The organism is Arthrobacter psychrochitiniphilus (assembly GCF_003185915.1).
Taxonomy (GTDB): Bacteria; Actinomycetota; Actinomycetes; order Actinomycetales; family Micrococcaceae; genus Specibacter; species Specibacter psychrochitiniphilus.
Map to the genome: position 1 here is coordinate 481598 of NZ_QHLZ01000001.1, position 19522 is coordinate 501119.

Sequence of the window (19522 nt, forward strand, 5' to 3'; positions counted from 1 at the left end):
CAGCACCGCCACGGAGGGACCCGCTGCACTTTACATGGAGCGGGTCCCTCCGCCGTTTCTAAAGGCCGCGAGCCTATGGCACAGCTCACCACGTATTGATTTTGCACTTTGCGGTTAATAGTGCAAACTTTTACTTTGTGACTGAAAGTGCAAAACTCTGCCAGGCCCCCGGCCTGCGCGCCCGCAAACGCGAGGCAACCCGCTCCGCCATCACCAAGGCGGCGCGGATTTTTACTGCCCAGAGCGGCCTCAACGGCTTCACCATAGAGCAGTTATGTGAAGAAGTTGGGGTGTCCCGCCGGACGTTCTTCAACTATTTTCCGTCCAAGGAAGACGCCATCATCGGCTACTTGCAAGATGAATTTCCTGCAGATGCCATGGCTGTATTTCTGGCATGCGGAAAAGCGGACAAGGACCCCGAAGGCAATCCCGCAGGTGAACCGTGGCCATTGAGCACCACCCTCGTGCAGGATTTATTTACCCTCGCCTGCGCCATGACGGAGCAAATGGACTTCTCCAGGGGACACATTCAGGATCTCCTGGCGGCCATGAAAAAAGAACCCCAGCTCATGATCAAGGTGATAGGAAGTGCCCATGCCCGTGAGCAGGAGTTCGCCGAACTGATAGCCCAACGCGAACAGCTTCCCGTAGACGATCCGATGGCGCGCATGGCAGCAGCCCTCTTCGGTACCTGTTCACAGCGTGCCAGCATGGCGTTCTTTTCCGAGGACAACACCTCCTCCTACGCCTGCCTCCTCGCCGCGAATATCACCACGGCCCAAAAACTTTTCACCTTGTCACACACCACCTTTGAAGGAACTCCATGAGTACTGCACTCAAAGCAGGGGAACCCCTCCTGTTGACCCAAAAGAGGATCTGGATCATCTTCTCCGCGCTGATCGCCGGAATGATGCTCTCGAGTCTGGACCAAACCATTGTTTCCACCGCCATGCCCACCATTGTGGGCAAGCTCGGCGGTGTAGAGCACCAGACGTGGATCACCACCGCGTACCTGCTGGCCACCACCATTGTGATGCCCATCTACGGCAAATTGGGTGACATCCTGGGACGGCGAAACCTGTTCCTGGCCGCCATCGCCATCTTCACCCTCGCCTCCATTGGTTGCGCGTTTGCCACGGATTTCTGGGGCTTTGTGATCTTTCGCGCCATGCAGGGTTTGGGTGGTGGCGGCTTGATGATCCTCTCGCAGGCCATCATTGCAGACATTGTCCCTGCCAATGAGCGCGGCAAGTACATGGGCCCGCTGGGCGCCATCTTCGGCCTCTCCGCCGTTGCCGGTCCCCTGCTGGGCGGCTACTTTGTAGACCACCTGACCTGGGAATGGGCGTTCTACATCAACATCCCGATCGGCATTGCCGCTTTCATCGTGGCATTCTTTGCCCTGACGCTGCCCTCCAAGAAAGCCACACAGAAGATTGACTTCATGGGTGTGGTGTTCTTGTCCATCGCTACCACCTGCCTCATCTTCTTCACCGATTTCGGCGGTAAGGCCGGTGGCTGGACTTCACTAACAACGTGGAGCTGGGGCGCCGGCATGATCGCAGCCGTGGCCCTGTTCATCGCCACCGAGGCCCGGGCAGAAGATCCCATCATCCCGCTGTCCCTGTTCAAGAACCCCATCTTCTTGAACTCCACGGCCATTGGTTTTGTGCTGGGCATGGGCATGTTTGCCGCCATCGCGTTTGTGCCCACATTCTTGCAAATGTCCACGGGCACCTCCGCCGCCGTCTCCGGACTGTTGATGCTGCCCATGATGGTGGGCCTGATAGGCACCTCCATCTGGTCCGGTATCCGCATGACCAAGACCGGCAAGTACAAGGCCTTCCCCATTGCCGGTTCTCTCGTGACCATGATTGCCATGCTGTGGCTGACCACACTGTCCGCCGAGACCCCCATCTGGGTTATTTGTGCCCAGCTGTTCGTGTTCGGTGCCGGCATTGGCTTGATCATGCAGATCGTGGTCATCGTGGTACAGAACTCCGTGCCGCCTGCACAGCTGGGCACCGCAACCAGCACCAACAACTACTTCCGTGAAGTTGGTTCCGCATTGGGTGTGGCCGTTTTTGGTGCCATGTTCACCACCCGCCTGGCCGAGTCGCTCACCCAGGTCTTCACCGAAGCTGGCGCGTCCCCGGAAGACGCTGGCAACTCCATGTCCAGCCTTGACCCGCAGGCGCTGCACCAACTGCCGCAGTCCATCCAGGACGGCATCATCAACGCCTATGCCGATTCCCTGGCCCCCGTGTTCTGGTACCTGGTTCCCTTCATGGCAGTGGCCTTGGTGCTGGCCATCTTCATGAAGGTTATTCCACTCTCAGACACCTCCGGCATGGTGGCCCGCGGCGAGGCCGTAGGCGGTGCCGAAGCCGAGCGTTTGGAGGCAGAGCGCACCGCGAACAAGGCTGCTTCCGGCAATCCGGCATCAGCAACGGACCCCAGCGGCACGGACACTCTCCTACTCGCCAAGGATGAGTCTGCGCAAGGCCCTGACAAACCGTAGTCCGCCCTGGCGAGGCGGGTGCCGCCGTCGTACTTGAAAAAGTACGACGGCGGCACCCGCCTTCCGTGCCTAAGCCTCGCTAACGCTGGAAGTGAGGTTCGCCGTTGAAGGCGAGCGCGCGGTGAATACAGTCCAGATGGCCGGGGCGCAGGGGTGGGAGTGCGTCCAGGGCGAACCAGCCTACGGCGAGGGATTCGTCGTCATTCACGCAGGCCGTGCCGCTTACGTAGCGGGCAATGAACTCGATGTTCAGGAAGTCACAGACATCGCCGTTGGGGAAAGTGACCGGCCCCACGGCCGCCACCCCCAGCAGGTGCTCAATCCGGGCGCTCACACCGGTCTCCTCCAGTATTTCGCGCAGCATGCCGGGGCCCGGCTCCTCCCCCGGCTCCAAGATACCGGTAATGAGCGCCCAGCCACCGGTGTCAGCCCTCTCGCCCAACAGCACCTGGCCGGCGTCGTCAAAAACTACGGCGCGCACCCCCGGGAGCCAGAGCGGATCATGGCCGATCTTTTCGCGGAGCTTGAGAATGAATTCCGGTGATCCCATGCGCCCGGCCTATCCCCAGGGGATGACACCGCTGAGGCAGCGGCACCTTCCATCTGGTGGCGCTGCCTCCGGAGACGGCCGCCCTACTGGCGTGATCACCCCAAATGAGAGGACCGCTAACTGTGGCGGCGTGTGTTCAGGCAGGGAGCAGCAGCATGGTGGCCAGTGTGCCAGCGATCATGGCGGGGGCAAAGGGTATTGCCGTTTTGGCCGTGCCTTTGCGGCTCACAATCAGCAGCATGCCCCAAAGTCCGCCGGCAACAAATCCAGCGGCAATCCCGAAAACAACATGTTGCCAGCTCAGAAATCCCAGAAACAGGCCCAACACTCCTGCCAGTTTCACATCCCCAAAACCCATCCCGGCCGGATAGATCGCCCACAACAACCAATACAGACCAGCCATGGCCAGCGCTCCGCCGGCGGCCCGGAACGCATGCCCTGGTGCCTGAGCAGCTATGGCTGCCGTCAGCAGCAACGCCGCAACAATGGGATAGGCCGGAAGTACATAACGGTTGGGGAGGGTATGGGTGCGGATATCGATAACGCTCAGCACCAGGGCCAGCCACAGCAGATACAGGCTGGCGGCGAGAGCACAGAGCAGCGCCAGGGAGTTTCCTTCCCAGAAATCCAGCAGTCTTGTGACCATAAGCGCGATGCTACGCCATTGCCTCCTGCTGCGGGCCAAAATGGCCAGCCACGGGGCTAAGCTGTGGATATGAGTGCCCCCACCTTCACTGCCGATGCCTTTCGACATCTTGCCCGCTCCTCCCCGTGGCGCTGGCAGAGCGTGCGCTTTGAACTGCATAGGAAGTTTCCCAACTCCGTCTACGGTGGCTCCGGAAACTCGTGGGTGCCGCTAGCTGTGACTGGCGCCGAAGTAAAGACTACTCCCGGCATTGATGAGCGCACGCGCGGGCTGCTCGAAGACAAAGATCCCACGTTGTCCATAAATTGCTGGGTGCGCCGTCCCGGAGCGTTGCGGGTAGAGACGTTGGAGGGGAAGTTGTTGGCCAGCACCACCAAGATCAATGAATCACGGGACTCCCTCTTTATCAGCGGAAACCGCAAACCGTGGCTACTGCAGCCCTCACTGGTCAATCCAGTCAAAGATAGCCAAGGATTCGTGGTGCGCCGCCCCGAGGCTCGCTACGGCGAACCCGCCTATGGCTCCGGCCGGGCCGCTGCAGCCCTCGATCCGGTGGAACTGACAGGGGAACGCCCTGTTCCGTTGGAAGCACCCTTCGCCAATGTGGCTGAAATTGCGGACATCGCCGTGGTAACTCACCACGGCAGGGACGCCGTGGAAGCGGTGCTGACACCCAATTCCAGTTACCGTCCGCTCTTTGCTGACGCGCCGCTGCTGTTTCCGGGCCGCACAGCCGTCCGCATCGATCTGGAGACGGGGATTTGTGTGGCCTCCCAGTCACTCGATGGCGACAGTGCCGGGGCAGGGCACTGGATGGTGCTTCTGGGTATTGATGAGTACATGCTCGATGACCTTTTTGAAGAGGTCAGCATGGGCTTGACCGATGTCCGGGCCCACATCCCGTGGGAACTGGGCCCGGATCAGTAGCCTAGATCTCTGCCCGTTCCAGCAACTCCGTCACGAGCGCCGCAATAGGCGAGCGTTCGCTCCTAGTGAGTGTCACATGGCCAAATAGTGGATGCCCCTTGAGTGTTTCCACTTCCGCCACCACGCCGTCGTGTCTGCCCACCCGCAAGTTATCCCGCTGAGCGACGTCGTGGGTGAGGACAATCTTGGATCGCTGGCCTATCTTGCTCATGACGGTCAGCAGCACATTTTTCTCCAATGACTGAGCCTCATCCACAATGACAAATGAATCGTGGAGGGAGCGGCCTCGGATATGGGTCAATGGCTGCACCTCTGCCACCCCAGTCCATCCCGAATCTGCCACGAGTTCATTGCGGTACTCCAGCCGCAGTGCCCTAGAGCAATGGTTGTGGCGAAGCCGCCATGAGCTGCGCCCAACTCATCCAAGAGCCGCAGTGCTGTGCGGGCAAAGTAGCCCAACTCGGGGTCGTGGCGCTTGCGTTCCAACTCGGTGACCACCACAATCGGCACCACCACCTGGTGCTCGGCGAAACGTGTCACCGCCCGTGGGTCCGAGAGTAAAACGGAGGTGTCAATAACGTACGTACGCAAGGCGGCCGTTGTGTGCCGGCGCTGGGATTGCTGTTCAAGGTTCATGGTTTCAACCACGTCTGCTCCAACCCTCCGGAGGGGCTAAGAACCTCCGGAGACCTCAGGGGCTCCTGGTGAGTGCCAGCTAATCCTGCCGTTGATCAGAACCGCCAGAACCAGGACGGCCACGGCAATCCACAAGGCGTTCAGATTCAGCGTCAGGTAGGCGAAGCCGCCGATGATGGAGCCTGCCGTCAGCGAGAGCCAGAGCAGGCCATAGCGCAGCCACAGCCACCGTTGCCCCCCGGTCAGTGCTGTGGCCAGATGCTGACCCATTTTCACCAACGTGCCTGTCATATAGGTCAGACCGATGCTGACCTCGCCGTCGCGCTCAAAAATGACGTTTTCAGCGCCCATGGCCAGCGCCATGATGGCCGGGGCAAGCCATCCCCCCAGCCCCAGATCAAAAAGTACGACGGCGCAGACCAGTGCCGCACTCACGTACAGCAGCACCGCCATCCGTTTACGGGACGGGACCATCCGGCGCAGGATCGAGGCACTCACCACCCCTATGAGAAACGCGGCCACCAGCCCGAAGGCGAGGGTGAAGCCCAGCCAGTTACCTTGGGCCAGTGCCGTGCCACCCCGTGTGGAGTTTCCGCTCATGAAGGAGACAAAGTAGCCGCCCAAATGAATGAATCCCACGGCATCAACAAATCCTGCGGCGCTGGAAAGGACGGCGGCAAGGAGTATCTCGGAGCGGTGATGGCTCTGCACTGCGCGCTGGCCTAGCTGCCGAAGCGCCGGCTGCGGCCCGCGTAGTCGCGCAGCGCGCGGAGGAAATCGATCTTGCGGAAGGCCGGCCAGAGCGCTTCGCAGAAGTAGAACTCGCTATAGGCGCTCTGCCACATGAGGAACCCGGAGAGGCGCTGCTCCCCCGAGGTACGGATCACCAGATCAGGATCGGGTTGGCCGCGGGTATAGAGAAATTTGGAGATGTCATCAACACTCAGAGAGTTGGCAACCTCCGCCATGGTGCGCCCCGCGGAGTCCGCGTCATGGAGGAGTTCCCGGACGGCGTCAATAATTTCACGCCGGCCACCATAGCCAATAGCCATGTTGACGTGGATGCGTTCCTGCGCCGGGACCCGTTCAGTCAGTGTGGAGAGCCGGGCGGCCAAATATTCGGGCAGTAGTTCCGGGGCGCCCATGGCGTGAACGCTAATGTCAGCGTCGGCGTCGAGTACATCCAGGGTGTTGGCGATGATGGCCATGAGCTCATCCAGCTCTTCGGGCGAGCGGCTCATATTGTCGGTGGAAAGCATATAGAGCGTGACCACCTTGATGCCGAGGTCTTGGCACCAGCCCAAAAATTCCAGAATCTTATCCGCACCGGCCTGGTGACCCTGGCTGGTGGGGGCATTGAACTGTTTGGCCCAGCGGCGGTTGCCATCGACCATGACGCCAATGTGCCCGGGCACGCTGTCCAGATCAAGAGATCTTGCCAAGCGCCGTTCATAGAAGTTGTAGAGAATCTTTGGCATCCGCATGGACGCGGTGGACAACCGCATGAGAATGCACCGGACCTTTGCGAATGATGGCCCTGCGGCCGTACGAATCTTGCTAGATCTAGATTACCCGCACGCACCGGGGAATCCTGCCAAGAAAAAGCAAAATACTTGTTACTCACCGGTAGCCCTATGGGTGCGCGGGATATGATTTTTGCCATGAGCACTCTTTCAAACACGGAACACAAGCCCTCTTGGCGCGGCTGGCTACATGCTGGAACTGCTCCGTTGGTTCTGGTGGCAGGCACCATTTTGGTGGTACTGGCACCGAGTTCCGAGGCAAAAATCACGTGCGCCATTTATGTATTTACTGGCGTACTGCTTTTTGGCACCAGTGCGCTCTATCACCTTGGCAATTGGTCTCCAAAAGCGAAGGCCACGCTTAAACGGCTCGATCACAGCAACATCATGCTGGTCATTGCCGGCTCCTACACGCCGCTGTCCTACTTGATGCTGCCCCGACCCACCGCCACGCTGTTGTTGTGGATGATTTGGATTGGCGCCATCGCCGGAGTCATCTTCCGTGTGGCCTGGGTGCGCGCCCCACGCTGGCTCTACGTCCCGATCTACGTGCTCTTGGGCATCACAGCCCTGTTTTTTCTCCCCGAATTCTGGGCAGCAGGGGTAGTACCCACGCTGCTGATTTGCCTGGGCGGGGCCATGTATATTGCCGGCGCCGTCATTTACGGGATCAAGAAGCCCAATTTCAGCCACCTCCACTTTGGCTTCCACGAGTTGTTCCATGCCCTCACCGTGGCAGCCTTCGCCACCCACTTTGTGGCAGTGGTCCTGGTGGTCTTCTCCTAGGCACCATATTCTGGGCACCGTCTTCTGGGCACCGTTACCTACCGGCCGTCTCCCCACAGCCGTCTCCGCAGTGCGCAGACGGCCGTTATTCTGCCTTGGCGTGGTGCGGGCGGCTTACGCGGTGCGGGCGGCTTACGAGCTGTTGGAGCTCTTCGGGGCTTTCAACGGGGCGCGCACAGACCATATTCCTGCAAACATAGGCCAGCGGGCTGCTAGCCGCTGTGCGCCCGGCCAGCAGTGGCACTGTTTGCGTGTCAACGCCATCCCCCACAGCAAGGGCCATCCCGGGCGATCCAGATAGCCATGCCTGGCGTATCAGTGCTTCCCGTAGCTCCCCAGGGGCTCCCACGATGGCTAGTTCCAACGGCCCGGCAGCTAGTGCTAGCGCAGCACCGAGCATTCCTCCGGCAGATCGAGGCGCCCGGGCGGCCAGTTCCGGAACTGTTGCCAGCATGCTCTCCGCCATGGCCCGATGCCGTGCGGATCCGGTGTATGCCGACCACGTGGTGAACGCCTCCGCCAGCAACGCCACCCCGCCTGTTGTGGCGTTGTCGAAGGGATCGGCACAACGCGATCCCTGCACCGGATGTCCGGCGGACGCAGCGCCCTGGTTGAACACCACGGAATCTACAATGAATTCCTGCTCCGCCGCCGCCACAAGTTCCCCGGAAAACTCAAACCAGCGGGTATCCCCCGTGGCCGCATACAGTGTCAAAAACCCGTTGGCGCAGGCTGCATAATCCTCCAGTAGCCCCTTGATGCCGCGGGCCACCCCGTCATGGGAAACCCGAGATAGTGTCCCATCCCAGTGGACAGAGTGCAGATATTCTCCCAGTTCCACGGCGGCCACCAGCCACGTGGGTTCCTCAAGTACCATGGCGCCTTCAGCCAGGGCACGCATGAGCATGGCATTCCAGGCCGCCACCACTTTATCGTCCCGGGATGGCATGATCCGGGTGGCCCGGCGCCGCAGCAGGGCGGGCTTGAGCTGTTGCCATTGCTGTTGCTGGCGCCCAGTCAACGGCGCTCCAGGATGCAGCGGATGGGAATCACCGGCACCGGCGTCCGCGCTAATCCCCATGGCTTGTCCCACGGCAGCTGCCAGGTCCAGCGCGGCAGCTGAATTCTCTTCAATTTCACGCGCCGCGTCCTGCAATTCCGTCATGTTCCACTGGTAGCTGGCACCCTCGTGGTGAACGCCCGAAACCACGGTGTCTGCATCCAGGGAGGACGCAAATGCGCCACCTTGCAGGCGCAGTTCCGTCAGGAGCCAGTGCACCGTGGCTGTTGCGGCCTCACGGGCTGCAGCGCTTCCCAGCGGCGCAACGGAAGGCGGGCAGGCTGCAACCCAGGAATTTTGATCTTCCAACGGCTCGCTCTCAAGCAGCCTTATCCACCGCACCAACACCTGCAGCAGCCCGGCATTGTCATACAGCATTTTCTCGTAGTGCGGTTCTGACCAGTCAGCTGTGACGCTGTACCTGGCAAAGCCGCCGCCCAACTGGTCAAACAGAGCCGAATGCACCATGGCGCCCAGTGTCCGCCCCGCCAAACCACGCGCCTGCGCGGCCGTTTGGGTTCCGGAGGTGGCCAATAGGAGCAGGAATTCAAGGCCCGGGGTGGGCGGGAACTTCGGGGCCTGACCCAGCCCGCCGTGACGCAAATCTTCGGCCGCAGCCATGGCCGCCAACGCTTTTTCGCCCGGCCCCAGCCAGTCCGGGCCCTGCCCTGTGGGAAGTTCCACGGCGTCCCGCACGTTTGTGTGCACCTGCCACAGCGGCTGGGCGAGGGTTTCGGCCAGGGACTGTGCTGTTTCTTCCACCTGGTCACGGCGCATTCGCCAGGCCTCTTCCACCGCTTCCAAAACCTGGGCAAAAGAGGGCTGACCACTGACGGGTTGGGGCGGGAAGTAGGTGCCGGCGTAGAAGGCTTTGCCCTCCGGGGTGAGGAAAACGCTCATGGGCCAGCCACCTTGGCCACTCAGTGCCTGGGTGGCGGCCATGTAGGTATCATCCACGTCGGGGCGTTCCTCACGGTCCACCTTGATGGAGACAAAATGCTGGTTCAGGTAGACGCCAATGGCGGGGTCTTCAAAGGACTCCCCCGCCATGACATGACACCAATGGCACGCGGCATAGCCCACTGAAAGAAAAATGGGTACATCACGTGCCACTGCTTCGGCAAAGGCAGCCTCGTCAAAAGGCTGCCAGGCCACTGGATTATGAGCATGCTGGCGAAGGTAAGCGCTAGGTTCACCCGCCAGCCTGTTCATAAGATCCGGCTACTTCTCGCCCGGGCCGGGGGTGTGCACGGGTCGCGGTGCGCCGCCGTCGTTCTCCTGCGTGGCATTCTCAGGAACAGAACTCTCGGGTGCACTCGCTTCGGGCACACTGTCCTTGAAGGCGTTCTGGTAGCTGGCCTTTAACATGTCAGACTCGGACATGATGGGGATGCCCAGGTACTCACTGGGGACTCCCGAGCGTTCTTCCTCCACCAGTGCACGGTAACGGACGCGGCGGACGCGTTTGACCATGTCACGGATCAAGAAAAACATGATCACCACAATGCTGAAGGTCATGACAAAGCCCAGCAGTCCCGGCGTGATTTGATCTTCGGTCAGGCCAGGGCGCAGGCCCGGCTGCGTAGGGATGGCAGGGTCAGTGTTGGCGAGCAAAATCAGTGTAAGCACAATCCGTCTTTCGTTTCATCCCCGGTGGCCAAGGTGTCAGCGGGAAACGTCCACTATCTATCGTAAGCCAGCAAAGAGGTCGTTCTCCGGCATAGTGGTTGGAACGCGGGATTCAATGAGTGAATAATCCTCCCACGGCCAGACTTTGCGTTGCATGGCCGGGCTGACGGCGAAGAAAAAGCCTTCGGGGTCCACTTGGGTGGCATGGGCACGCAAGGCGTTGTCACGGCTTTCGAAGTAGTCACCGCAGTCAATCTGTGTGGTGGTGGGGTGTTTACTGGCAGGCGGGGTATGCCCCTCAGTATCCGCTTCTAGCCAGGACGCGATCCGTTCAGCGTAGGGCGAGGCAAGGCCCGCCTCCTCCAGTGCGTAATGCAGTGAACGGAAACGCTGCGGGTTGAATGCCAGATCATAGTACAGCTTTGACGGTTCCCAGGCTGGCCCGGTCCCGGGGTACAGGGCAGGATCACCGGCGGCGTTGAAGGCCTCCACGGTTACCTTGTGCGCCATGATGTGGTCCGGGTGGGGGTAGCCACCGTTTTCATCGTAGGACACAATCACATGCGGCCTAAAGCGACGGACCAGCCGGACCAGCGGGGCGGCGGCAATCTCCAGTGGTTTCAAGGCAAAGCAGTTGGCGGGCAGTTCCGGCAACGGTTCACCTTCGGGCAGCCCGGAATCGGTAAAGCCCAGCCATTGGTGTTTGACGCCAAGAATTTTTGCGGCCCGGGCCATCTCCATCCGGCGTGCCCCTCCCATGTCACGGGCAGAGTGCGGATCATCCTTCAGTGCCGGGTTTTGGATGTCACCACGTTCCCCGCCCGTGCAGGTGGCCACCATGACCTCAACGCCGGAGGCTACGTAGGAGGCCATCATGGCCGCGCCCTTGCTGGCTTCATCATCCGGGTGGGCATGAACGGCCAAAAGTCGTAGTGTCCCCACTTGTTCATTCATCTTGCTACTCACGTAAAAACTTCCTTCGATTCTTCGCTCACACAGGGACAACACGCGGTGGCAGAAAGAACGCTAAACTTGTCTTGGTCCAGCGCTCCATCTCTTGGGGCGGCCGGCCGCGGCAATCGCGGAACAGACACAAGTGGATGCAGTGACAAATTCTGATTCTTCAGCAGCTACCAGCCTAGCCAATCGTTACGGGACACCCAAGCGTAAGGTGTCCAAGAAAACACAAAAAATCATCATTGTTGTTGCGGCCGTGCTCGCCCTGACATGGATTTTGTGGGTCACCATTGGCGGCAACGCCGGGATCAGCAATAAAGATCTCAGCTACCATGTGGTGGATTCAACCTTGACCACTGTGGACTTCGCTGTCTCTAAAGATCGCGACGCTACAGCACAGTGCGCCATCAAGGCCATGGATGACACCTACGCCGTGGTGGGCTGGAAAGTGCTCACCATAGGACCCAACAGTAAGGACACCGGCTCCGAAAACGGCCGCACCACAATTGTCCGTGCGCAGCTACGCACTGACACTTTGGCCGTCACGGGCCTGGTGGAAAATTGCTGGATAGTGAAGTAGAAGTCACATCCCCCGCGTCAATTCTTGGGTTTATCCGCCTTATTGACTAAACTAGCTCTTATTACCATCTGCCCCGCTTGGTTGATCCCAAATTTTTACGGCGTATGGATTGCGCAACAACTGTGTTGCACAGGCATAAACGTTCAAGGGATCGGCACCGGCGGGGCCTTTGCTTTTGTACATTCAAGGAGAACTACGTGCCTACGACCCACAGTGCGCCTTCAGCATGGCTGACGCAGGAAGCCTTCGACCGCCTCCAGGCTGAACTTACCCGGCTATCTGGCCCCGGCCGCGCGGAAATTGTCAGCAAAATTGAGCAGGCCCGCCAAGAAGGGGACCTGAAGGAAAACGGCGGCTACCACGCTGCCAAGGACGAACAAGGCAAGATCGAAGCCCGCATCCGTCAGCTCAGTGAGATGCTGCGCAATGCCCGCGTTGGCGAAGCTCCGGCTGATGATGGAGTTGTGGAGCAGGGCATGGTGGTGGTTGCCACCATCGCAGGGGACAAGACCACGTTCCTGCTCGGCAGCCGCGAAGTTGGCGCTGGCGATCTGGAAGTCTTCAGCGAGCGTTCCGCCCTCGGCGAAGCCATCATGGGTAAGCAGATTGGTGACAAGCTCAGCTACCTGGCCCCCAATGGCCGTGAGATTGCCGTGGAGATCATCTCCGCCAAGCCCTATGTAAGCTAAGGCTTCCCAGCACTAAAAATGACCCGCAGCACACACCGAATCCGGCGTCTGCTGCGGGTCATTTTTCTGGGCTCTTGCTGACAGGGCACTAAAGCTTAAAACACAGGAGCTCAATGCACAGGGTTTGAGTGAACTGGGGTTTAGTGAACCACGATGGGTTGGAAGCCTTCGGCACGCAAAGCGGTCAGGACCAGTTCACAGTGCTCATGGCCCTTGGTTTCTAGGTTGACGGTGATGGAAACATCTCCCATGGAGATGGAACCGCCCACGCGCGTGTGGTCCAAGCCTGTGACATTGGCATCATTTTCGGCAATGATCCGCGAAATGGTGGCGAGTGAACCCGGGCGGTCGTTGAGCATCATGCGTACCGTCATGAACCGCCCTGCCGCGGCGAGACCGCGCTGGATGACCTTGAGCATGAGCATGGGGTCAATGTTGCCCCCTGAAAGGACCACCACCGTGGTGCCCGGGTTTTCGATCTTGCCTTCCATCAGGGCTGCAACACCCACGGCACCCGCGGGCTCCACCACCATTTTGGAGCGTTCCAGCAAGAAGATCAGGGCCCGTGCCAGGGAGTCTTCGCTGACGGTGATGACGTCATCTACTAGTTCGCGGATGATGGAGAACGGCAGCTGACCGGGACGTCCCACGGCAATACCGTCAGCCATGGTGGAAACCTTCTTCAGCGGCACCAGGGCGTCAGCGGCTAGCGAGGGCGGGTAGGCTGCGGCGTTTTCGGCCTGCACACCTATGATCCGGATCTCCCGGCCCAGCTCTTTGGCACGCGCCTTGACGGCCACTGACACACCGGCCAACAACCCGCCGCCACCAACACCCATGATGATGGTGTCCACATTGGGCACCTGATCCAGAATTTCCAGGCCAATGGTGCCTTGTCCGGAGACCACGTCCACATTGTTGAACGGGTGCACAAAGACGGCCCCGGTCTCATTGGCGTAGCGCTCAGCCTCGGCCAGGGATTCATCCACGTTGTAGCCGTGCAGCACCACTTCGGCGCCGTGGCCGCGAGTGGCGGCCAGCTTGGGCAGGGCCACGCCCAGGGGCATGTAAACGCGGGCCTTGATACCCAGCGCCTTGGCCGCCACAGCCACCCCCTGTGCATGGTTACCGGCCGATGCCGCAACCACACCACGGGCACGTTCCTCTGCGGAGAGCTTCGCCATGCGCACATACGCCCCGCGCACCTTGAACGATCCGGCCCGCTGCAAATTCTCACACTTGAAAAACACCTCAGAGCCCGTCATTCGCCCCAGCGCACGCGAGCTCTCGATCGGTGTCAGGGCAATAATCTCCGCCAACAACTCCCGTGCCTCTTCTACATCTGCAAGGGTGACGGGGAGCTTGCTGCTTGCGTTCACGGTAGTTTTCTCTTTCTCTGCGAAATGGTGGTGGAGCAATTTCACTGCCTGTGACGGCGGGGAAATCTTGAAGGGTTCGTGTTGATGTTCCGCTCCGGGCCCCCCGGGTCAGTCTCGTGATTCACCCTCAGGGAGAGCCGGGGAGGTAGCGGTGGCCGGGGTGGGCTCGGGCGGCCCGGCGGTGGGCTCACCGCCGTCGGGCACTAATTGCGGGATCCCATACTTTTGGCCAATCTCTACATCATGCTCCCAGCCTCGGTTGGCAATGTAGCGGATAAAGGAGTTAGCCACGGCCAGTAGGGGAACCGCGAACAAGGCACCCAGGATGCCGGCAACGCCGGAGCCAGCCGCCACGGCCAGGATCACGGCTACGGGGTGCAAGGACACTGCTCGGCCCATGATGAAAGGCTGCAGCAGATGGCTTTCCAGTTGCTGGACGAGCAAGACGATGCCGAGCATGATCAGGGCGTTGACCCAGCCGTTAGCCACCAGCGCCAGCAGCACAGCAACAGCACCTGTGACGAGCGCACCAACTACGGGGATGAAGGAGCCAACAAAGACCAGTACGCCCAACGGCAGTGCCAAGGGGACCTGAATGATCGCAGCACCGGCACCGATGCCTACGGCGTCCACGGCGGCCACCAATATCTGAACGCGGGCATAATTGCCCAGTGACGTCCAGCCGCGACGGGCGGCGCCGTCCACGGCGGGCCGTGCACGGCGCGGGAAGAACTTCACCACAAACGCCCAAATATCCTGCCCTTCAAGGAGGAAGAACAGCAGAATGAACAGGGTCAGCAACAGCCCCACGGAGAAGTGAGTCAGGCTACTGCCCACACCCAAGGCGCCAGAAAGGATCGCGTTGGAGTTATTCTGCAAGCTTGCCAGGGCATCGTTGAGATACTCCGTCATTTGATCGTTGCTAAGGCCCAGCGGACCGGAGTTGAGCCACTCCTGAATCTGGATCAAACCCTTAATGGCTTGCTGGCTCAGGTCACTAAAGCCCACCACCACTTGCCGACCCACCAGGAACAGCGCACCCAAAACCAGAACTACCAGACCCACCTCGGCAATGGCCACGCTGAGTCCTTGGGGGACACCAATTTGCTTGAGTTTTTTCACCAGCGGGCGCAGCAATGATGCCAAGATTGTGGCGATCATAATGGGCACGAGCAAGATCGAAACCTGGCTCAATAGCCAGATCAGCATGGCTGAAACTATGAGGACAACGGCCATCCGCCAGGACCAGGCAGCGGCCACGCGCATGCCCACCGGGACCATAGAGGTTTCATTCTGGAGAGTGCGCTCATCGTGCTGCTTTGGGGGCGTCATAATGTAATACTTCCCTATAGCGCAAAAATTGTTAAAACGGCGTCCATTTTGACCGTTCCACAAAGGCTCAAAGGACGGAGTCAACACCCCAGTTCATGGTGAATCTCTCACCGGGTGCCAGCCAGCGCAGACCTTGACCGGAGTTGAACGCATTGGCCGGACCGGTCATGGGTTCCAGTGCCACGGCAAGGGTCCGTCCCGGAAAAATACTGGTGACGTACACGTGAACATAATCCACGCTGGAATCGTGCCACAGACTTACGCTGCGCCCGTCCGGGGCAGATAGCGTGTGCCGGGCTACGCCGTGGTCCGTCACCAGGTCGGTGAAGGCAGTGTCCATCAGGGAATCCGGGACGGGCCGGCCGGCCCGCAAGTCAAAGCGCCCTGCCACGGCTTGCGTACTCGTGGGGATCATGCGCTCATTCGCTACCAATCGAGTGGCGGCGTGCACCGTCAGGGTCAGCTCCTGCGCCGGGACATCACCCAAAGTGAAGTAAGGGTGGGCGCCCAGGACGAAAGGTGCTTTCCGGGAGGAATCGTTAATGAGGGTCTGGGCCGTCCGCAAGTTGCCATCTGCATCAAGGCAATACCGCACCTGGTGACGCATCAGAAACGGGTAGCCATGCTGTGGATGGATAACCGCTTCCAACAGCACGTGAGTCTCGCTGACATCCAAGGCGTGGTAGCCGGTATTGCGCAACAGGCCATGAATGGCGTTGTTGCGATCAACTTCGGTAATGTCCATCTGCTGCGCGTGGCCCTCCAGCTCCCACCGCCCACCATCAATACGATTGGCGAAGGGGGCCAGTGTGATGCCCGCCGCGCCGGGAGCAATCTCTTCTAGCCGGTAGCTCTCAACGAGCGCCACCCCGGACTTGTCATAGACGCGCAGACCAGCAGCCAAAGAGGTGATAATGGCGGTGGCATCCCCGCGGCGCAACGTAAATTGTGTGCCTGTGGCTGCCCGGGGGGCCGCTGATTGGCCGGTGGTGGCGTCAATAGTACTCATGCTGATTAGGTTACTGCCTTCACTATGTTAAATGTGTTTTGGACCACGAGTCATACTGCGGAAACCACAACAATAATGTAATATTTTGTTTGAAACTGTTATTTTTGATCGGTGATGGAAGTAGGGCTTTTCAATGCTTGCACCAGAGCGCCAAGCGCGCATCCTCAAAGAACTGCAATTGCACGAAGCCGTTCGCGTGGCTGACATCGCGGTACTTCTAAATGTCAGCGAAATGACCATTCGCCGCGATATTGAAACCTTGGACCAGAACGGGTTGGCCCGCAAGATCCACGGTGGGGCCATGCGCTTGGCCCGGCTCAGCGCGTTAGAGCCCGGCTTTCTGCTCAACGTGGACAAGGCTCTTGATGCCAAAGTTGCCATTGCCAGTGAAGCTCTTGCGTTGGTGCAGCCTGGTATGACGCTTGCCCTGACAGGGGGCACCACCACGTATCAGCTGGCCATGGCCCTGGCAGCGGAATTGGACAGGCTGCGGAATCTGACGGTTGTCACCAACTCCCTCAAGGCCGCTGAGTTGCTGTATAACCACCAGGGCAGCTCGGATCTGAAGGTCATAGTGACAGGTGGAGAACGCACCCCCTCTGAGGCTCTTGTTGGTCCTGTGGCACGGCTTGCACTGCGCAGCATGAACACCGATATTTGCTTCATGGGCGTGCACGGTCTGGATGTGGAGCGCGGCTTGACCAGCCCCAACTGGCTCGAGGCGGAAACCAACGCCGCCTTCATTGAGGCCACCTCACGGCTGGTTCTGCTGGCTGATAGCTCCAAATTCCAGGTACGTTCACTGGCCGCCATTGCCCCCTTGTCCGCTGTTGACACCATCATCACCAACAACGATCTCAGCCCGGCCACCGTAGAACTATTCTCCGCACGGGTCAGCCATTTTTTCGCCGCACCTCAAACGGGCGCATCCTCCCACCTCCCAACCGGAAAGATCTCATGACCATCGCCACCAGTACGCGCCTTGCCGACGGCCGGGAACTCATTTACTTTGACGACGGCACTCAAGCCAAGTCTCATAAGAGCCTTGACACGCGTCCCCTTGATGCACGTTCCCAGGAGAACACGGGAGAACTGCGCTTCGACGCGCTCACAGGAGACTGGGTGGCTGTTGCCGCGCACCGGCAGACCCGCACCTATTTGCCCCCGGCCAACCAGTGCCCACTCTGCCCCACCACGGGCGAGAATCTCTCCGAGATTCCCGATTCCGCTTATGACGTGGCTGTTTTTGAAAACCGTTTCCCGTCACTGGGCCCGGCGGTGGGCAGCATTCCGGAAAGTCCTCAATGGGGCACCATGGGACGGGCCTTTGGCCGCTGCGAAGTGGTGGCCTTCACCCCCGAGCACACAGGTTCCTTTGCCGGGCTCTCCGAAGAGCGCGCCCGCACTGTTATCGATGCCTGGGCGCACCGAACAGAAGCATTGAGCGCACTGCCAGGCGTCAAGCAAGTGTTCCCCTTTGAGAACCGCGGCCAGGATATTGGTGTGACATTGCACCACCCCCATGGCCAGATCTACGCCTACTCCTACGTCCCGCCACGCAGCCAAGTCATGGCCGCTGCTGCCCGGGACTTCTATGACGCCCACAATGGTGGCGCCACGCTGCTGGGGAACATCCTCACCAACGAATCCGAGTCCGGGGAGCGCATGATCGCCCAGGGCCAACACTTCAGCGCCTACGTGCCTTTTGCCGCGCACATGCCGCTGGAAGTCCATCTGACCCCGCACCGCCATGTCCCCGATTTTGCCGCACTCAACGATGCTGAACGCGATGAATTGGCGTCCATGTATTTGGATGTTCTACGCCGTCTGGACAGCCTCTATGACTCCCCCACACCGTATATTGCCGCCTGGCACCAGGCGCCGTTGGACTCTGTGCTGCGTCCAGCCGGACGGTTCCACCTGGAACTTACTTCCCCGCGCCGGGCTGCCGACAAGCTAAAGTTCCTGGCCGGCTCCGAGGCCGCCATGGGCGCCTTCATTAACGACACCACACCCGAACAAGTTGCTGCTCTGTTGCGTAACACCCCCGGGAGTCCCACATCCAGCAGCACATCCGGATCCCTTTCCGGCATGGACTCCCGCACCCAGAAAGCAGGTTTGCTATGAGCCAGTCCATCGATGCCACCGCGGTAGCGGCAGCGTTCACCGAGGCCTTTGGTGGCACCCCCGACGGCGTCTGGGCGGCTCCTGGCCGGGTCAACCTCATCGGCGAGCACACCGACTACAACGAAGGTTTTGTGCTGCCGTTCGCCATTGACCGGGCCGCCGCGGTGGCCATCAAGCTCCGAACCGACAACGTGGCCCGGCTGCGCTCCAGCTATGGCGAGGCGCTCACCGTGAGTGTTAATCTTGACACCCTCTCCCATGAGAGCATGCAGGGCTGGACGGCCTATCCGCTGGGCGTTGTGTGGGTCATGCGCCAGATGGGGATCACCCTTGGCGGATTTGATCTGTTCCTGCATTCCACGGTGCCCTCGGGTGCCGGGCTGTCCTCGTCGGCCGCCATTGAATGCGCCGTGGCCACGGCCTTCAACGAGCTGGAATCTGCCGGGCTGAGCCTGAACGAACTTGTTCTGGTGGGCCAGCGCGCGGAGAACGAGGTAGTGGGAGCCCCCACCGGCATCCTTGACCAGTCCGCTTCCCTGCTGGCCACGGAAGGCCATGGCGTGTTCCTGGACTGCCGCACACAGGAGTCCAAGGCTGTGCCGTTGGATCTGGACGCGGCGAATCTGCTGATTCTGGTGGTTGATACCAAGGTCAGCCACGCACACGCCACGGGCGGATATTCTGCCCGCCGCGCCTCCTGTGAGCTGGGTGCAGAGGTGCTGGGCGTCGCCGCCCTGCGGGACGTTTCTGTCAGCGGACTGCCCGAGGCCGCGGGTCTTCTGGATGAGGAGACGTACCGCCGCGTGCGCCACATTGTCACGGAGAACCAGCGTGTGCTGGACACCATTGCTGTCCTGGGCCACGCCGGACCCGGCGCCATTGGTGACTTGCTCACCGCCAGCCATGCCTCGATGCGGGACGATTTTGAAATTTCCTGCCCTGAGCTAGACCTTGCCGTGGACACGGCACTGGCTCATGGCGCGCTGGGTGCCCGCATGACAGGCGGCGGCTTTGGCGGTTCAGCCATCGCCCTGATTCCGGCGGCCAGCGAGGCCACGGTGCGTGAGGGCGTTCTTCAGGCCTTCGCAGCGGCCGGCTTCACAGCACCTGACATCTTTGCTGTGTCTGCGGCTCCGGGCGCCCGGCGAATCGCCTAAGCGCTCAGCGCATC

The 19522-nt window shown here is 60.4% G+C and carries 19 protein-coding genes and 1 pseudogene; 9 read left to right on the plus strand and 11 right to left on the minus strand.

Annotated elements, in window-relative coordinates:
- The first annotated feature begins 137 nt into the window (after nt 1-137).
- Nucleotides 138-827: a TetR/AcrR family transcriptional regulator gene (locus CVS29_RS02065; RefSeq protein ID WP_110104931.1), complete on the plus strand. Its 690-nt coding sequence runs from the start codon at nt 138-140 to the stop codon at nt 825-827.
- The gene (locus CVS29_RS02070; protein ID WP_110104653.1) at nt 824-2521 is read left to right on the plus strand and encodes an MDR family MFS transporter; all 1698 of its coding nucleotides are present in this window, start codon (nt 824-826) and stop codon (nt 2519-2521) included. The genes CVS29_RS02065 and CVS29_RS02070 overlap by 4 nt, the downstream gene beginning before the upstream one ends.
- Nucleotides 2522-2600: 79 nt before the next feature.
- Here CVS29_RS02070 and CVS29_RS02075 read toward each other — a convergent pair whose 3' ends face one another.
- Together CVS29_RS02075 and CVS29_RS02080 are read right to left on the minus strand one after the other, a co-directional pair.
- Complete coding sequence (locus tag CVS29_RS02075) at nt 2601-3071, minus strand: NUDIX hydrolase (protein WP_110104654.1); 471 nt, start codon at nt 3069-3071, stop codon at nt 2601-2603.
- 136 nt (nt 3072-3207) lie between these two features.
- Nucleotides 3208-3717, minus strand: coding sequence for a prepilin peptidase (locus CVS29_RS02080; protein WP_110104655.1), 510 nt, complete (start codon nt 3715-3717; stop codon nt 3208-3210).
- Between the two features lie 69 nt (nt 3718-3786).
- Between CVS29_RS02080 and CVS29_RS02085 the strand changes: the two genes are divergently transcribed.
- Nucleotides 3787-4644 carry a hypothetical protein gene (locus CVS29_RS02085; RefSeq protein ID WP_110104656.1) on the plus strand — a complete coding sequence of 286 codons (858 nt, stop codon included), beginning with the start codon at nt 3787-3789 and terminating at the stop codon, nt 4642-4644.
- Between the two features lies 1 nt (nt 4645).
- On the opposite strand, the pseudogene CVS29_RS02090 reads toward CVS29_RS02085, so the two are convergent.
- The 3 genes and pseudogenes from CVS29_RS02090 to CVS29_RS02100 all read right to left on the minus strand — a co-directional run.
- Nucleotides 4646-5241: pseudogene (locus CVS29_RS02090) on the minus strand (PhoH family protein); the annotation flags it as partial.
- Between the two features lie 75 nt (nt 5242-5316).
- Nucleotides 5317-5991 (minus strand): YoaK family protein, encoded by a 675-nt coding sequence (locus tag CVS29_RS02095; RefSeq protein WP_110104657.1) that lies wholly within the window; start codon nt 5989-5991, stop codon nt 5317-5319.
- Nucleotides 5992-6002: 11 nt separating this feature from the next.
- On the minus strand, nt 6003-6764 hold the full coding sequence (locus CVS29_RS02100) for an isoprenyl transferase (RefSeq protein ID WP_110104932.1): 762 nt from the start codon (nt 6762-6764) through the stop codon (nt 6003-6005).
- A gap of 177 nt (nt 6765-6941) precedes the next feature.
- On the opposite strand from CVS29_RS02100, the gene trhA reads away from it, so the two are divergent.
- Nucleotides 6942-7589 carry a PAQR family membrane homeostasis protein TrhA gene (trhA, locus tag CVS29_RS02105; RefSeq protein ID WP_110104933.1) on the plus strand — a complete coding sequence of 216 codons (648 nt, stop codon included), beginning with the start codon at nt 6942-6944 and terminating at the stop codon, nt 7587-7589.
- 85 nt (nt 7590-7674) lie between these two features.
- Here trhA and CVS29_RS02110 read toward each other — a convergent pair whose 3' ends face one another.
- From CVS29_RS02110 to mca, 3 genes are read right to left on the minus strand one after another with little or no spacing between them, the layout of a single operon-like run.
- Nucleotides 7675-9861, minus strand: coding sequence for a thioredoxin domain-containing protein (locus CVS29_RS02110; protein WP_110104658.1), 2187 nt, complete (start codon nt 9859-9861; stop codon nt 7675-7677).
- Between the two features lie 9 nt (nt 9862-9870).
- Nucleotides 9871-10278 carry a hypothetical protein gene (locus CVS29_RS19155; RefSeq protein ID WP_110104659.1) on the minus strand — a complete coding sequence of 136 codons (408 nt, stop codon included), beginning with the start codon at nt 10276-10278 and terminating at the stop codon, nt 9871-9873.
- A gap of 57 nt (nt 10279-10335) precedes the next feature.
- Entirely contained in the window at nt 10336-11232 is an 897-nt protein-coding gene (gene mca / locus CVS29_RS02120) for a mycothiol conjugate amidase Mca (RefSeq protein WP_110104660.1), read from the minus strand.
- A gap of 151 nt (nt 11233-11383) precedes the next feature.
- Between mca and CVS29_RS02125 the strand changes: the two genes are divergently transcribed.
- Nucleotides 11384-11815: a DUF4307 domain-containing protein gene (locus tag CVS29_RS02125; RefSeq protein WP_170120869.1), complete on the plus strand. Its 432-nt coding sequence runs from the start codon at nt 11384-11386 to the stop codon at nt 11813-11815.
- A 197-nt stretch (nt 11816-12012) separates the two neighbouring features.
- Nucleotides 12013-12504, plus strand: coding sequence for a transcription elongation factor GreA (gene greA, locus CVS29_RS02130; RefSeq protein ID WP_110104662.1), 492 nt, complete (start codon nt 12013-12015; stop codon nt 12502-12504).
- 140 nt (nt 12505-12644) lie between these two features.
- On the opposite strand, the gene ilvA is transcribed toward greA, so the two are convergent.
- The 3 genes from ilvA to CVS29_RS02145 all read right to left on the minus strand — a co-directional run bounded on the left by ilvA (nt 12645) and on the right by CVS29_RS02145 (nt 16224).
- Complete coding sequence (gene ilvA, locus CVS29_RS02135) at nt 12645-13883, minus strand: threonine ammonia-lyase (RefSeq protein ID WP_110104663.1); 1239 nt, start codon at nt 13881-13883, stop codon at nt 12645-12647.
- Nucleotides 13884-13991: 108 nt separating this feature from the next.
- Nucleotides 13992-15215 (minus strand): AI-2E family transporter, encoded by a 1224-nt coding sequence (locus CVS29_RS02140; protein ID WP_110104664.1) that lies wholly within the window; start codon nt 15213-15215, stop codon nt 13992-13994.
- 67 nt (nt 15216-15282) lie between these two features.
- A complete protein-coding gene (locus tag CVS29_RS02145) occupies nt 15283-16224 on the minus strand; it encodes an aldose 1-epimerase family protein (protein ID WP_110104665.1) in 942 nt (313 codons plus the stop codon).
- Nucleotides 16225-16357: 133 nt separating this feature from the next.
- On the opposite strand from CVS29_RS02145, the gene CVS29_RS02150 reads away from it, so the two are divergent.
- Genes CVS29_RS02150 through galK form a run of 3 tightly spaced genes read left to right on the plus strand, consistent with a single transcriptional unit; the run spans nt 16358 to nt 19508 of the window.
- Nucleotides 16358-17185, plus strand: coding sequence for a DeoR/GlpR family DNA-binding transcription regulator (locus CVS29_RS02150; protein WP_110104666.1), 828 nt, complete (start codon nt 16358-16360; stop codon nt 17183-17185).
- Nucleotides 17182-18351 carry a galactose-1-phosphate uridylyltransferase gene (galT, locus tag CVS29_RS02155; RefSeq protein ID WP_110104667.1) on the plus strand — a complete coding sequence of 390 codons (1170 nt, stop codon included), beginning with the start codon at nt 17182-17184 and terminating at the stop codon, nt 18349-18351. Before CVS29_RS02150 ends, galT begins: the two co-directional genes overlap by 4 nt.
- Nucleotides 18348-19508: a galactokinase gene (galK, locus tag CVS29_RS02160; protein ID WP_110104668.1), complete on the plus strand. Its 1161-nt coding sequence runs from the start codon at nt 18348-18350 to the stop codon at nt 19506-19508. The genes galT and galK overlap by 4 nt, the downstream gene beginning before the upstream one ends.
- The last annotated feature ends 14 nt before the right edge of the window (nt 19509-19522 follow it).